Source organism: Thalassotalea loyana, from assembly GCF_030161435.1.
GTDB lineage: Bacteria > Pseudomonadota > Gammaproteobacteria > Enterobacterales > Alteromonadaceae > Thalassotalea_G > Thalassotalea_G loyana.
In genome coordinates, this window is sequence record NZ_BSSV01000012.1 from 1 (window position 1) to 17,060 (window position 17,060).

The window sequence follows — 17,060 nt, forward strand, 5'->3', positions numbered from 1 at the left end:
TCAAGTGTTTCCGACGAATCATTTGGGAACGCATCGGCGTTGTCACCTGCGCCATCAGAATCAGTGTCTAGCCATTCAGTGCCATCGTATGGGAACGCATCGGTTTGATCGCCATATCCATCATTATCTGAATCAACGCTTTCATTTGGATCTTCAGGGAAAACATCATTTGTATCAGGCACACCATCAAAATCATGATCATAGGCATTAGACATCATACGAAGTACCGCTAAGTAGTCAGAGTCATCATCATCACCACCAAATACAACATTACCATTGTCTAAGCGAACAGCTTCAAAGAAGTCAGCTTCTTCCGTATGGAGTGAGCGTGAATACCCTAGCAGATTGAAACGCGTATCTAATTGACCATCACTAGTTACTTGCACTAACTGAGTACCTTCAACACCATTGATTTTAATGGTCGTTGCGATTAAGAAAGTACCATTTGACTGCTCAAATAATTTCACGGCATTGTAATCAACATCAATTTCAGTAAATGAGAAATAACCTGATTCACCAAAGGTTGTATCTAGGTTAAAATCTTGGCCGTAGACAGCGATATGGACACCGTCATTACCATCAACTTTGCCGTCGTAGAGAATCGCAAAGCGACCATCATTAAGCTGAATAACATCTTCATAACGATTGCCATCAAGATCTGGTGTGAATAAACCTTCATCGCCTAGGTCAGTATTTAACACGCCTTCCGGCGTCAATTCAAAGAACCTAAGACCATTGCTAATCGTCATCGCATAAACAATGTTTCCATTATCTTGCTCAAAAATAAACCAAACACGCTCGTAGTTTAATCCGGTTGAGAAATCAAATTCAAAATAGCCTTGGCCGCCAGCAAAGCTTTCATTTTTTTGGCCATCGCTGTCAATCTTTTCAACATAACCTTTGCCGTCTGCGTTAGTTACGGAACTCGCGACATAGATTTCACCACTTTCCGTTTGGTAAATAACCGGATAGAAAGCTCGGCTACCTTTTACGACGAAAATACCTGGTGTGTCTTCAGTCGAAAATAAACTGCTTGAATCAAATTGACCATCTGTAGAAATAGAAGCAAGGACCGCATCATAATCTGTGTAGGCTAGGCCAGCTAAATAACCACCATGGTTCATCTTTGTGTAACCATATATGTAGCTTCCTAAATTATTCATTGAACCGTAGTAAATACCTTGCTCGCCCCAAGATTCATCGTAACTGCCATCAGCATTCATTTTTGCGATAACGCCAAAGTCGTCATCAAGTGGCACGTCAAAGTAGTAACCCGTAAAGAAGAACTGATTACCTTCTTGCAACATAGTGCCTAACTCGAAGTCATCATTACTACCATCAGTTAGGTTGTGATAAGCAATTTCGCCATTATTGAAATCAGTGTCTAATACCGAAACAAAGTCAGACGCATCACTCATATCAGTGCCTAGCAATAATTCATCAATATTTAAGCTACCGTCACCATCTAAATCAGCAAAGGCATCACTGCTATCTGTTGAATCAAGGCCGTATTGCACTTCAATAGCATCGCTGATGCCATCGCCGTCATCATCAAGATCAGTATTGTTACCAATGCCATCGCCATCAGTATCAGTTGTTTCAGAGTTATCAAATGGGAAGGCATCAGTGGCATCATCAACCCCGTCACCATCATCATCTAAATCGTTGGTGTTTGTTAAACCATCACCATCAAGGTCATAGTCATTGATCATGTTAACGATATGAATGCCGAAGCCGTTCCAGTCGGAACCTGCGATTAATAAGTTACCGTCGTCTTGAATGATTAGTTTGATTGGGTCGTATTCTTGTACGTCTAAGCGAACATAACCGACTGTATTGAATTGGCTATCTAGTTCACCATTTTCAGTGAAACGTAAAACGTGGGCGTAGTCATCTGTTACACCAGATAGAATCAATATACGGCCGTCAGCCTGCACCTGAATGTCTTGGACATTCCAAACAGAGATGCCTTCTTCAAAGTCGTTCGCAGAATAGCCATTATCAGCGAACGTTGTATCTAGCTGACCATCAACGAGTTTTAGTACGCTCAAGCGCTCACTAACGTTTGAGGTTGTACCTGCAGCATAAACATTGCCATCAGCATCTTTTGCCAACTTAATTGAACGGGCAAACATATCGCTATCAAGCGCTAGCTCGCCAACACTGCCGAAGGTTACGTCAACATTGCCATCAACATCAATTTTAGTTAGGTAGAAAGTGCCATCTTGCTTTCTCATCGCAAGCACTTGGCTATCGTCATCAAGCACTATTGCATCTTCAATATAGATGTAGCTACCTAGTGCTGGCGAGCCGATAGTTAAGCTACCCGCACCACCGAAGCTAGTATCTAAGGTGCCATCACTGCTGAACTTATGACCATAGTTTTGATAAGTGTACTGACCATAAACAGTTGTACTGTCATCAGATAACGTTGAAGCAACATTAACACCGCGGATGATGAAACCATCGTCATTATCGTAAACACCATTTTCATTGAAGCTAGTATCTAGTGCGCCCGTCGCATCATACTTCGCGATAAACACTTGATTGTCTTTATCTCCCGCAACTTTAATACCGCTATCACTGGTAAGCGCTAGTTTAAAATGAGTTGCTAAACCTTCATATGATGCATAAAGAACGCCGCTTTCACCAAAATCTGTGTTAATAGCACCAGAGCTATCAACATCAACGATCACTCCACTGTCATCATTATGATCGTTGTAATATGAACCACCAATAAGGTACAGGCCGTTATCATGTGCAATAGCATCAGTAATATATATTTCACGGTCCGCATCATGAAGGTAAGCAGATAAAATACCGTTCAAGCCATAACTAGTAACTAGGTCACCGGCATCATCAGTGTCAGCGTTGTTACCTACGCCGTCACCGTCGGTATCATATTGCTCTGTTGAGTCATTAGGGAAAACATCAGTATTATCACCAAGACCATCGCTATCAGAATCTAGGTATTCAGACGCATCATCATCAAATGCATCTTCATACGCCCAGTAGCCATCGGTATCAAAGTCACGATGTAAATTACCGCTTAGGAGTAATGCTGGGTATTGCTCTGATGTACCGAAATCCCAATTAGTTGACGTCCAATCATCGGTATAAGCTGTGCTGCTACAATCTGCGTCATAAGGCGTTATTGGACATTTTAGCTCGTAGGAAGTGTAACCTACGCCTGAGTTATTGAACGTTGTTGATATACCGGTTGCTTCAGTATCCCAAAGAGCGTAAACAACTGATAAACTGTTCGAAGCGCTATAACCTAAAAGACCACCAGTATTGGTATTTTGATCATCATTGGTGTTAATTGCACCAAGTGCCAACACACGAGTAAATGTGGCATCAGCGTTTAAGTCACCAGCAATACCACCAATGAGTGAATCACCTAATTGAGTCACATCAGCGTATGAATCGGCAATTTGTGTTGAACCGTCAATATCACCAATTAAACCACCAAGAATAGTCGGTGCGATTATGCTACCTTGCGCGAATACGCGAGTTAAAACACTAGTACCTTCAATCTTACCAATTAGGCCACCAGCCACTTCTATATCGGTTTCAATACCTGCTTCATCAACAAGGGTAATATCAACAATCGCATAACTGTCGTTAATGGTGACACTTTCAGCATCACCAATTAAGCCACCAGCAGAAGTAACCGCTTGAATTTCACCTTCAAAGCTCACGTTATCTAGTGTGTTAGTTCCCGACAATTGACCAAACAAACCGCCGGTATCTGAGCCAGCATCTCCAGTAATAGAGATTGAGGTAATGCTACCTTGGGCATGAACTTGGTCAGCGTCTAAGTTGTATAACCGGCCAGCAACTAAGCCACTGTCGTCATTACCAAGGATGGTACCTTGAACGTTAATATTAGTTAGGACTGCTGAATCAGAGCTGCTGTTACGTGCAATTAAAAATGCAGAATTGTTTAGGCCGGTAACGCTCGTTAGGTCACCATCAATATCAATATTAGTAACACTGACTGTCGCGACATAACCTAATAGGGCTTGATAATCTTCATCTGGGCGATTAATAAATAAGTTACTGATCGCAAAACCATTACCCTCAAAGTGTGCAGCAAACGGCTCGCTTTCTGTACCAATTGGCTGCCAACCTTCACCTGCGTTGTAGTAGCTTTCATCGGAAAGATCGCTATCAGCATCGGTATCGAAATCTAAATCAGTTGTTAACTCATAACCAAAACAGCCAGTGCCGTCTGTTAAACCAGCACAACCCGCGGTTACACCACTTAAACTGGTACCTGCTAAATCATCACGCATCGCATGTAACTCAGCTAATGTTGAAATTTCAATTAAACCATCGTCATCAATATCAACATCATCTTCGGCTACCGAACCTGTCGCATCATATGGATAAAGGTCTGATTCATTAGCAACGCCATCGTTATCAGCATCAGGATCAGAATTATCACCAATTAAGTCGCCGTCGGCATCAGACCATTCAGTAGAGTCATTCGGGAAAGCATCGGCATTATCACCAACACCGTCATTGTCTGAATCAGTGTTTTCTGTCGCATCATCAGGGAACGCATCTAAGGTATCAGGGGTACCGTCGTTATCTCTGTCGTGATAAACCACACCGTTAATAATTGGCGCAGGGTATTGGCTTGAAGCACCAAAATCCCAATATGCTTCATCCCAGTTTGCATAAATACCAACATTAGCAACTGGTGCTTGCAACTCAGCGGTTGTATAACCTGTACCTGATTCACTAGAGGCATTGCCACTCGCTTCGGTATCCCAATAAGATTCTGTCACAGTGCCAAGCGAAGAACCAGTTAAACCACCTTTTGTAAACGCCTGCTTAGCAGAGCCAGTTGAATAACTGTGAGTAATTGTCGATGAAGATGAACCGACACTACCAATTAAACCACCTACAGCATTATTTGCTTCAGCCTTAGCGTGAGAGGCAACATTGGTAACATCAGAACCTGTTAGGTTACCAATAAAGCCACCACCAACTGTGCCAGAGGTAATTACAGAACCATTCACTAAACAGTTTTCAACGCTACCATTCGCTAATTGACCTGCAAACGCGCCAGATTGACCTTGCGCTGTAATATCAACGGTTGCTAAACACTGTGTGATATTAGCTTCATCAATCAAAGCAGCAATACCACCAGCATAAGCACCTGACTTGTTGCTAACCACTGTACCTTTGAACGATACATTGTTCATTACGCTTGGGTTACTACCGTATAAATAGCCGACAAGACCCGCAACGTAATATCCACTTGCAGTGACTTGGCCTTCTACATGAAGGTTTTCAATCGTCGTATTTTCTGCATCACCGAATAAACCGATGCTGTCGTCATCACCTGTTAAAGAAGTATTGTTGATGAAAAGGTTTGCAATAGTGAAGTTATTACCTTCAAACGTGCCAGTAAATGGCGCGGCAAGGTTACCAATAGGTGTCCAACCTTCGCCCGTATTGTAGGTATCGTTTTCTACACCATCACCATTTTCGTCAAAATCTAGATCGTTAACTAATTCGTAACCGCTACATGCAAGTACGTCAATGCCATTACCACAACCCGTTGTGACATCACCGCCGCCGTTATTGTATGCAGTTCCGGCTAGGTTGTTACGAATATTATTTAGCTCTACCAACGTTGAGATTTCAATCAGGCCATCACCGTCTGCATCGATATCTGAGGTATCAGCAGTGCCATCATTATCGTCATCTAAATCTGCGTTGTCGCCTGTGCCGTCATTATCATTATCAGCAGTTTCATTTGCATCATTTGGGAAAGCATCAGCATTGTCGCCAACACCGTCACTATCTGAGTCTAAATGCTCAGTTGGATCAGCATCAAAAGCATCTTCGAAATCAAAATAGCCATCACCATCGGTATCTCTATATGATTGGCTGTTAATCGTTAATACTGGGTGTTGGCTATCAGTGCCAAAATCCCAGTTGCTGCTCGTCCAAGTGCTATATGGATTCGTTGTACAAGCTGCATCGTCAATTGCCGTTGGGCAGTTGATATCAGCTGATGCAAAACCATCACCAATATCGTTTACCGTTTGAGTGGTACCAGTTTTCTCAGTATCCCAAACAGATGTCGTTGTAATTACTGTGTAGTTTGCGCTGTAGCCAGCTAAAGCACCTAGTGTTGAATCGTTATCGATAACACTCGAAATAGCGCCAGTCACGACCACGTTTTCTAGTGTGATATCGTTTGACAATAAACCAACAACACCACCGGTACGAGAAACACCAGTGCTATTAACGTCGTTACCCTGAACACTTGCTGTAACCAAAACATCAGAGGCACTTGACGCTAGCGAAACTTCACCAAATATACCACCAACATTGCGATCGCCACTGATAGAACCTGCAACAACAACTCTTTCGATCGTAGAGCTGTCTTGAGCATCACCGGTAATACCACCAATGTAATCATTCGCGGCATCGATGTTGACGTAGGCAAAGCTATCAGAAACATTAATTTCATCAGCATAACCAATGAAGCCACCCACTTCTTCATCACCGGTAAGAGAGGCGCGAACACTTGAATTGCTAATGTTTACGGCATAGGTTGAATAGCCAATATAACCGCCGATTCTGTCGAACGTAGAGCTAATATCAACGTCAACATGCACATTGTCGATATGACCTGTTTGTGAAAAGTCACCCACTAACGCACCAAGCTCACCATCACCATTTAACGTACCTGTGATAATGATATTTTCGAAATAGCTGGTACCTGTATACTCAGTTTTACCCGCTAAAATACCTGATTCTGAACGGCCTGTTATGTTTGCGTTAAGAATCGATAAATTTTTGATTGTTACGCCATTGATGATTCGAAATAGCGCGGTTCTATCGGCAGTTTTATTAATTGTTAGATTTGAAATGCTGTGGCCATTACCGTCAAATGTGCCGCTAAAGCGTTCAATACGGGTAAAACCATCGCCACCGTTCCAGTAGCTATCATCAGTTAAATCGCCATTGCCATTTTCATCAAAATCTAAATCAGCGGTTAGCTCATAACCAAAACAGGCCAGTACGTCGTCGTCGTTACCACAACCCGTTGCGTCATCACCGCCGCCATCATTGTATGCTGTGCCATATTCGTTGTTACGAATATTATTAAATTCAGCAAGGGTGGAAATTTCGATTAAACCGTCGCCATCATCATCAACGTCAACGCTATCTATAACGCCATCGTTGTCTGAGTCGACATCGGTTGCCTGTGCATAGTTGGAATAACTAGCGACTCCTAGAGATAAAAATAGAGAAAAAAGATAATTAAATTGCATACAAACACCAAACTACAGACGAAACTCCACCTGCAGTATGGTAATGGGAAAATAAGGAATAAATATGGAGATGGACTAACTGTTGACCAAAATAGTTATTTATCTTTTGACAAATAAAGCGTTTGAGATGGAAATGCGAAGCCACTATTGTTCGCTTCAATAACGCCGCTAAAACTCATTAGAATATTCTCTTTACGTTCCAAAAACACATCATAATCGCCTGCATAAACGTAGCATAACACTTCAACATCGAGTGAAGACGCTCCGAATGCGATGAATCTAACTCTTTGATTGTCACTCGCAACATATTTATTGTTCTTAATGTTTTGCCTCAATATTTGTAAAATATTTTCCAGGTCATCCATCGACGTTTCATAGCGTAAATTCAAAATAGCCTTAAGCAAATACTTTCTTCGCAACGCATAGTTTTCTATCCGCTCGCTCGATAACATGCCATTAGGAATGGACACGAGCGTATCTTCTCGTGTTCTAATGCGTGTCGATCGTAATCCGATATTTTCAACGGTACCTAGCATGTCACCTATTCGACAAAAATCTCCAACTCGGATCGGCTGATCAATGATAATAATGATGCTTCCAACCAAGTTTTCTATCGCCTTTTGAGCACCGAGGGCGAGCGCTATACCCCCTATACCTAATGCGGCTAACCCTGTAGTAACATCAATGCCAAGGTTATTTAGCAGTAAAATAACCGATAAAATAAGCAAAACAGCTTTAGCTGTGGCTTTGAAAAAAATGACAATCGACAAACCCGCAACTTGGTTTTTGCTGCGAAGAAGTTTTTCGCCGCGAGTAGATAAGTTCTCTATCAATGACCAAACAAACAGAAAAACTGCCACCCAAAATGCAGTGACGGTTATTGCACTCATATCTTGGCGAATAATGATGGAGATTCCTAAGCTGCGTTCCAATGCAACAAAAAGAAAAATAGCGAAGATAATACCAAGAGGCAAAGATAGTGCATTTAACACCTGACTTCTGCGAGAGTCTGCGTTTCGCTTGGACGCGAATTTAGCTAATTGACGAATACTCAGTGTGACTAAGCGGCATGCTAAACCACTAAATACCAATAACACAATAACGCTTAACCACTGTCCAATAGGAGCGCCTCTGAAATTTGTCTCAATCAAAGGCTTTGGCAGTATTTGATTGATTGTCGATTCACCAAGATTAAGGGAGATACTGTACAGGCCTTTTATGGTGTCTTGTGAAACAAGCCATGTTTTTTCACCTGAGCTATCTTCAATTAATTGCAGAGTTATCGCTACAGATTGTCCACCAACTTTTACATTACCAACCTTTTCGAATTGTTTATCAAGTCCTGTTTCATCAGCTCCACTCGGCAAGTTAGATATAAGTCCTACTGGCATTAGCGTGCCATGGTTATCAAGCAAATAGCCAAGCTTATCAACAACACGACTAATTTCCTGCCGAGTAAGTGTTTTACTTTCTCGAGTATCAAGTTGTGCCCTAATGTTTTTCGCTGATGCTTCGGATACTGCTGACAATAGTGACTGGACTGTTTTTCTGGGCGTGGATTCGTCAACAATCGTTGGGGTGCTGGCAGGTGCTGGTAAAACACTTTGCGCCATGACAATAGATGGATACCACAACCCTAAAAATATTAAGAAAATATTTCTCATACTTCAGTCCCTGCAAATGCTTGTTGTCGTTTTCATTTATAGCCGTATTCATTGATTACGATATTGCGAGCGGCATCGATCAAGCAAGTTAATACCTTATATAATTTGCGCTAACGAAGACTTGCCTGTCTTTTATAATTGGTAACTGTTATTTAATAGCTCAACAACATCGTCAAACTCATATTGCTCGAGTAGCTTTTGAACATTCTTTAAGATCAACCTATCTTTATCGGATATTTCAAAACGTAATATTTCGCCAACAAAGTCCGGTGCTGTCGAGTGGTATTGTTCACACTCATTTAGCAATTCAGTTAGTAGTGCTTGAAGCTGAGATGGCTCAAGATGCTTTTTCTCTGTATTTTTTTGTTGCTCTGCGTTCGGTAACTGCTTTAATTCATACATTAAGTCCTGAAAGATGGGGATGATTTGTTCCATTAACACCACACACTTACCATGTTCTTTTGATTCACTACTTTTTTCTAGCTCACTCATTGGTTGATAAAGAGCTCGACAACCAATCGTAGCAACGAGTCCTTTCAATGTGTGAGCCAGCCGAGCACATAATTCAAAGTTACCTGCATCAAGTGCCTGCTTGTAATCTGCAATAAACCCCTGTTGGGATTGAACAAACTGCGTTATTAATCTTCTATACAGGTCATTATTGTATTGGGAATTTTTCAAGCCAGCATTGATGTCCACCAAACTGAGGCTATCTAGAAACGTCTGGAAACTATCTCCATGATGATTAAATTGTCCGTGTTTCGACCCATTTATATTGTTCGATTCGTTTGTTGAAATAGGTGAGCTTGGTGTTATCCACTTGGCCATCGTCGCAAACATTTCATCGACTCGAATTGGCTTGCCAATATGGTCGTTCATTCCTGCTTTTACTGAGCGCTCTTGATCTGATGACATAACATTAGCTGTCATCGCTATTATTGGTAAATGCTCATATTTACCGCCTAACTCTCGGATTTTTCTCGTCGCCTCATAACCATCCATCACAGGCATTTGGCAATCCATTAATACACCGTCGTAGTCCACTAATTTCACTTGATTTAGCGCTTTTAGCCCGTTTTCAACGACAGTAACTTTAATGTCATTAGATGTTAAAAATTCGACAGCAAGCTCTTGATTTAACGCGTTATCCTCAACTAATAAGATATTGGCTCCCGCCAAGTGCATAACATCACTTTGATGTTGCCTAGTGTTTATTTGCTGTCTCGTTTTCTCATGTTCGACTTGATATCCAAATGACTCCATTATCGCGTCATGAATCGACGATGCAGAAACGGGTTTGTTAAGTGCACTGGCTAATAGGTTAGCGTGTTTCGCTTGTTCGACTTGGTCAGATAAACCTGCTGCGGTTACCAAGATAATTGGAATATCAAGGTATTGCTTAATTTTTTCGGCAGTTGATATGCCGTCTAGTTCAGGCATTTTCCAATCTACAATAGCTAAATCAAAAGACGTAGTTTTCACTCTTTCAATAGCCTCTTGGCCACAATTTACCGCGGTAACTTGGAACCCGAATGATTTCAGAATGTACCCCATTATCTCGTTTGCTGTTTTGTTATCATCAACCGTTAAGACATGAAGATTTTTTAACTCAACAAGATTTTTTTTCAAGTCAGCTGACTGTTCTGGCGCTTCTTGAACAGATAGCTGAACATCAAACTCAAATGTGCTGCCAACACCGCGCTGACTGTCGACCCAGATATCACCTCCCATAAGGCTCGCTAACCGCTTACTAATAGTAAGGCCAAGTCCAGTGCCACCATATTTACGGGTCGTTGAAGAATCGGCTTGTGAAAAAGACTGGAATAATTTGTTCTGCTGATCCTTAGTCATACCAATACCTGAGTCGATAACAGAAAATCTCAACACAAGGTTATTCTCTTGTAAGCTATTGACCCTAACACGAACAACAATTTGTCCTGTTTGAGTAAATTTAACGGCATTATTAGCTAAATTTATTAATATTTGACCTAGCCTTAACGGATCGCCCACCAATGCATTTGGTACATCGAGGTCAATATCAAACAATAATTCTAATTGCTTCTCATCAGCCTTAAAACTAATTAAGTTAGCGAGGTTATCCATGACACTCTCTAACCGGAACGGAATACATTCTATATCAAGTTTACCTGCTTCGATTTTTGAAAAATCTAAAATATCATTGAGAATTCCAAGTAGTGACTCAGCAGACAAATGAACTTTCTCTACATAGTTTTTTTGCTTTCTATCAAGTTCTGTTTGCAGCACAAGGTGGGACATACCAATGATCGCGTTCATCGGTGTTCTTATTTCATGGCTCATATTCGCAAGAAAATCACTTTTGGCTTGGCTAGCCAGATCAGCTTGCACTTTTGCTAGTTCAAACTCCTGCGTGCGTTGCTTTACTTCTTTTTCAAGCTGCTTGGAGTGGTTTTCCAATGAATCATTTTTCGCTTTCAACTCTCGCAGTAGTTCTTGTCTCGATTTATGACTAAATAGCTGAGTTATCGTGTGGTAATTATCAACGATTAATTCCGACTGCTGACGCGATAATCCCATATTCATCAACACGCAATATTTATCCGTTGAGCTATCAATAACATCAGAGTTTCTCAAAAATGAAACATTGGAAGGTAACATCGTAAGCTCAAGCTGTTTGGATAAGATGAATTTGAAAACTAATTGATGTTGATTAGCACTTGTTTGATGGGAGATGATGAACTGATAACCTTGTCTATTTTGAGCTAAAGCCTGTTTTAACACTGCAGATAAGTAAGCTACCGCTCGCGTCATTAATATGTTTTCAATGCCACACATGATTCCCACGTCAAACAATTTTTCACGTAGAAAATAAATACTGTCCTTACTGTCTATCTGAGAATTAGCTATGTCCGTCATTTTCAGTATCGATAAACTATGCAACTTGCGTCATCATGTTCCTTGGCGTAATTTTCAAAAACATAAATTAAGATGTCATTGATATTTTCCTTAATAACATCTCGATCATATTGACGATAGAGGCGAGATTTGATTCCGTCACTGTGCATCAATAAAATATCACCGGGCTGAAGTTGATGCTGTTGAAGGTTGACCTTTCTTACGCTCAAACCTACAGCACCTTCGTCACACGAAAAGCAATGATCAGTTTCACCTAAAATATATGCTGATATATTGCCTACGCCGCAAAACCTCACATTATTTTCTTTTTTATCAACAACAGCTATACCTATAGCTGCTCCTAAACCATGCAAAAAGGTATCATGAAGTTTCGCCAAAAATGCCGCTGGGTCTAGCCAATCTTCAATACCGATGAATTGTTTTTTAAGCTTTTTTGCAAAAAGATGTGCGCCATTTCCATGACCCGTGACATCCACTAAAGCAATAACCACTTTCTCATCAATTTGAGCATAAAAAACTTCATCACCACTCACGCTCTCAGTCCAAAAGGGTACATTTTTACTCGCAATGTTGACCTTTTCTATCAAGGACATACTATTCGCACCATGAGCACACAGTAACTATAGTTCCCTTTGCCGATGATTCAATTGCAAACTCGTCAACCAATCTTCTTGCGCCAGGTAGCCCCTGTCCTAACGTTCCAGTCGAGCTATAATTTTCTTGCAACGCTCGTTCTACATTTTCAATGCCTGGACCGTTATCAATAGCCACTACTCTCAACCCACCAACATTGAGTTTTTTAATTTTTTCCGCTTCAATGACGCCATTGTTAGCATATTTGAGTATATTTCGTGCTAATTCAGATACCGCCGTTAAAAACTTGGCCGATTGTACTTCCTTGAATCCTAACTCCATGAGTAGCCTTTTTACTTGTAATAACGCCATTTGAAAGCTTGATTCATCATCTATATGAAAACGTTCAACCACTTAACTTTACCTTTTCACTTTATACGAGTTATTGCCTTGTAAGCGCCAACCCGTCATCAAGATTTAATACGTGTTCAAACATGGCTACATCAATATCATAGTCAACTAAGGTCGCGGCTATATTCGCCTTCATTCCCACCATAATGGCTTTGGTGCCAAGTAATGAAGCCATACTCAAGGTTTGGATCAACTCCAAATATTCATCAATATCGACAAATTCAAGTCCAGATAAGTCACAAAGTAAGTATTGACTCCTATCTTTCGACAACTTGCCTAGCAATGTTTGTTTAAAGTCGACCAATACCTCATCGCTTATAAATGCAGGAAAAGTAGCCAGCAAAGCACTCTCCACTTTATTTAACACGATAAATGTTGCTTTGGGCATATGCTATTCCGCGACTATCTTCAAACCGATCGTCGTTAATGAAGTTTGCAAGGCATTACTCAATGTCGACGTTGTTTCAAGGCTATCAATATCGATACCGAGCTCAACAATAGTTTGAGCTATTGCCGGGGATAGACCTGAAACAATGCAATCGCAGCCCATTAATTTTGAAGCCTTTGTTATTTTGATTATGTGATTTGCCACCGCAGTATCCACAACGGCTACTCCGCTAATATCTAAGATAATGACTTTTGCTCTGGTATCACTGATTTTGGCAAGCACGGTATGCATCAAATCCTGCGCGCGTTTCGAATCGAGAATACCTACGATTGGCAACATCAACACACCTTTCCAAATTGATGTTACAGGTGTGGACATCTCTATTAGTGTTCTACTTTGTTGCTCGATTTTCTGCTGGGTCATATTCGTGTAGGCTTCCACGACAACCGCAGTTTCAAGGTGGACTAACTTTGCAAGTGAAACTTGTTGCTGCTGATAAATAGCCAAATCTTTTTCATTTTCAGCTTCAAGTACCGTTTGAAAGAAATTCAAACTTTTACTCATGCCTGCAAAATAACTTGTCAAACTTAAACCAATTTTTGCGTGATGCGCACCTAAATATTCTCTGCTAGCAAGGTATTCATCATCAATTTTGGCCAAAAACGTTTGATGCCAGTAGTTTTTTTGTGCATTTTTTACGCGCTGTAAACGATCGTTATCAAGAAAAAATTGACTAAATTCTGGCTGAGGCTCCAGCCATGTATAAAATGCTTCTACATAATCATCGAGGATTGGAATGACACGCTCACCTAATTGACTTATCAACACTAAGTCTTCAGGTGTTATCTCATAGACATCCAACAAACTTGCAACATTTGCCACCTAACTTCTCCAATATTTTTTTTTCGTATTAAATCCATATCAAATCAGTATAGACCGAGTAAAAAATAATGAGATGAACTCAGGTGATAAATTCTAAGGAACTTAAGTAATTAAAATTTTTAATTACAAAATCTATTGTTGAAAAGTAGCAAGTGGAAATAGCGCGTCAACATTCAAACAAAGGCTAGTCCCAGTCAGGAAAAAGCTTTGGATCGTGCAACGAGCCGTAATGATTATCCATATAATCAACAAATGATCGATACGAAATTGGCGGACTCAAGTAATAGCCTTGAATATGATTACAACCATGACGAGAAAGTAGCTCTTTTTGTGCTTGTTTTTCAACGCCTTCTGCGACTACTTTAAGTTTTAAGCTCTTGGCAATTGATAATATTGCACATGCCAGTGCTTCATCTTCAGGATTCACTAATATGTCTTTAATAAATGCCCTATCGATTTTGAGTATGCTAACAGGAAATCGTTTCAGGTAACTCAAAGACGAGTATCCCGTACCAAAATCATCAATTGATAACTCGATTCCCATTTCGCGAATTTCCTTAAGCTGGGTCAAAACGAATTTATCTTCTTCTATAAGTAGACTTTCTGTCATTTCTAACACTAAATATTCTGGTGGCAACTCAGTTCTATCTAGCACAAGCTTTAGCTTACTTAAGAAGTCTTGCCTATGAAGTTGAGAGCTCGAAATATTAACCGATACCTTAGGTGGATTTTTATAAAGCGTTAACCATTGTTTTGCTTTAGCGCATGCTTCTTGTAATACCCAATCACCAATTTCTGTTATCACCCCAATGTTCTCTGCGACAGGGATAAAGTCACCCGGTGAAATAATCCCTCTATCTGGGTGCTCCCACCTTATTAAGGCTTCAGCAGAACTGACTCGATTACTCGTGATATCATGAATGGGTTGGAAGAATAAGGTAAATTCATTTTGTAGAATGGCTTTACGTAGCTCTATTTCTAGCATACGGCGCTTTTGCGCTTTTTCATCCATATCCTTAGTGTAAAACTGAATGTTGTTTTTTCCCGTCCTTTTCGCTTTATACATTGCATTGTCTGCTTTAGATAACAGCGTTTCGGTATTCTCGCCATCTTCTGGCGCCATCGAGATACCAATACTTGCCGTTACATAAGCCTCGTTGTTATCGATAATGAATGGCTTTGCCAACTCAGCGAGGATCTTTGAGGCGATTTTCTCGACACTAAAAACATCATTGTCCCCAACCACAACCGCGGCGAATTCATCACCACTCAATCGACAAACAGTGTCAGAATCTCTTAACGAAGACTTGATGCGCTTAGCTGAAAGCTTTAGTAACTCATCACCAATAGAATGCCCAAAGGTGTCATTGACGCCTTTAAATCCGTCCAAATCAATAAAAAGCAAAACCGTAGGGGTATTGTCTCGTTTGGCGCGCGATAAGTGCTGTTGCAACCGATCAATAAATAAATTTCTGTTCGCAAGCCCTGTTAGGCTGTCATAATGAGCTTGCAAGTAAATTTTGTCCTCAGCTTGCTTACGCTTAGTAATATCACTAAAGATGGAGACATAAGATTCGAGCTTCCCAGTATCATCACGTAATGTTTTTATCGACAACCATTCATAGAACACTTCGCCATTTTTCTTTCGGTTACATATTTCACCTTGCCACTGCCCGGTGATTAACAACTCATTCTTCATTTGCCTATAGAAGTCGACTTCGTGATGTCCTGAGCTTAATATGGCGGGATCTTGTCCTATAACCTCTTCTTCTGAATAACCCGTAATCTGTGTAAATGCATGGTTTATTGCGATAATTTTATTATCCGCATCTGTCACCATAACGGCTTCTGCAGCTGTCTCAAAAACGGCTGATGCAAGTCTTAACGTTTTCTCATTTTCTTTCGCTTGGGTGATGTCTTCCTTGATTGCAACATAACTGCTAATTTTATTTTTCTTATTCATTAAAGGGTAAATATTGGCGCGTTCCCAAAAGTTTTCCCCACTCTTTTTACGATTGAAAAATTCACCTACCCAATGTTCACCTTTTGAAATGGTTTCCCATAGCTCGTCATAAAGCGTTACATTATGTTTTCCTGACTTTAATAAGCTCGGACTTTTTCCTATCAAGTATTTAGCGGAATAGCCGGTTACCGACGCAAACTTTTTATTAACATAAGTTATCTTCCCTTCTTCATTCGTTGTTTGAATCGGAATAGGACTTTGCTCAACAATTTGTTCAAGTAATAGCTGTTTTTCCTCTGCTGCTTTTTTGCGGCAAAGCAGGTAATAAAGCACGATCACCATGACTAATAGCACTATTAAGCCAATCCAAAGCAACTGGACTTGTTGTTTCTTCGCTTTTTCTATTTCACTAACTTGAGAGTCGACTAGGTGTTCTAAATTGCTTTTGTAGTGCCATAACGCTTCTTTAAACTCTCTTTCTTTGTCGATGTCTTGAATGATAGAGAACAGCGCATTTTTACCTTGATAAGTAATAGGTCTTGCGTATACCGCGACAGTTTTAACTTTGTCGTCGGCCACTTTGTGCCTAAAAATGAAATAACTTCGATTTTCCGTTTGAGCCAATTCACGCTCGACGGCAACTTGCTCCTCACTAAGTAAGTTTATGTCCTGAATCTGCATTGTTTTTAGGGACTTCAATGTTCGACCATAGAATTGCTCTGCAGCTGAATTCGCATCAATAATTTCGCCCGAATCGGCATCAATAATTAACATGACAGCGTTGTGTGTATGGAACACGTTTTGAAGACTTTGAGCGAATAAAGAAGGCGTAGTTAGTGCCAAAATAAATATAATAAAGGCACTAAAGGAAAGGTTAACAATAGTCGTTCTCATTTTGACAAGAAAAGATGCATGCATGATCGTATCAGGTTCTCAAATTTGCCAAATCCTCTATGGGATAGAAATAATTTTTGACGCAA

General features: G+C 40.5%; 8 protein-coding genes. All 8 read right to left on the bottom strand.

Translation table 11 applies throughout. The features are described from left to right. Positions 1–7,304: beta strand repeat-containing protein (locus QQK05_RS18450; protein ID WP_407704909.1), on the bottom strand; the 7,304-nt coding region annotated here is incomplete at its 3' end. A 95-nt stretch (positions 7,305–7,399) separates the two neighbouring features. Further along, the gene (locus tag QQK05_RS18455; protein WP_284301444.1) at positions 7,400–8,968 is read right to left on the bottom strand and encodes a mechanosensitive ion channel family protein; all 1,569 of its coding nucleotides are present in this window, start codon (positions 8,966–8,968) and stop codon (positions 7,400–7,402) included. A gap of 132 nt (positions 8,969–9,100) precedes the next feature. Further along, the gene (locus QQK05_RS18460) at positions 9,101–11,863 is read right to left on the bottom strand and encodes a hybrid sensor histidine kinase/response regulator (RefSeq protein ID WP_284301446.1); all 2,763 of its coding nucleotides are present in this window, start codon (positions 11,861–11,863) and stop codon (positions 9,101–9,103) included. A gap of 2 nt (positions 11,864–11,865) precedes the next feature. Next, the gene (locus QQK05_RS18465) at positions 11,866–12,396 is read right to left on the bottom strand and encodes a SpoIIE family protein phosphatase (RefSeq protein WP_284301448.1); all 531 of its coding nucleotides are present in this window, start codon (positions 12,394–12,396) and stop codon (positions 11,866–11,868) included. 61 nt (positions 12,397–12,457) lie between these two features. Beyond that, positions 12,458–12,850 carry an ATP-binding protein gene (locus QQK05_RS18470; RefSeq protein ID WP_284301449.1) on the bottom strand — a complete coding sequence of 131 codons (393 nt, stop codon included), beginning with the start codon at positions 12,848–12,850 and terminating at the stop codon, positions 12,458–12,460. A 28-nt stretch (positions 12,851–12,878) separates the two neighbouring features. Further along, entirely contained in the window at positions 12,879–13,235 is a 357-nt protein-coding gene (locus QQK05_RS18475) for an STAS domain-containing protein (protein ID WP_284301451.1), read from the bottom strand. A gap of 3 nt (positions 13,236–13,238) precedes the next feature. Further along, positions 13,239–14,117 carry a protoglobin domain-containing protein gene (locus tag QQK05_RS18480; RefSeq protein ID WP_284301453.1) on the bottom strand — a complete coding sequence of 293 codons (879 nt, stop codon included), beginning with the start codon at positions 14,115–14,117 and terminating at the stop codon, positions 13,239–13,241. Positions 14,118–14,301: 184 nt separating this feature from the next. After that, a complete protein-coding gene (locus QQK05_RS18485) occupies positions 14,302–16,974 on the bottom strand; it encodes an EAL domain-containing protein (protein ID WP_284301455.1) in 2,673 nt (890 codons plus the stop codon). Positions 16,975–17,060: the final 86 nt, after the last annotated feature.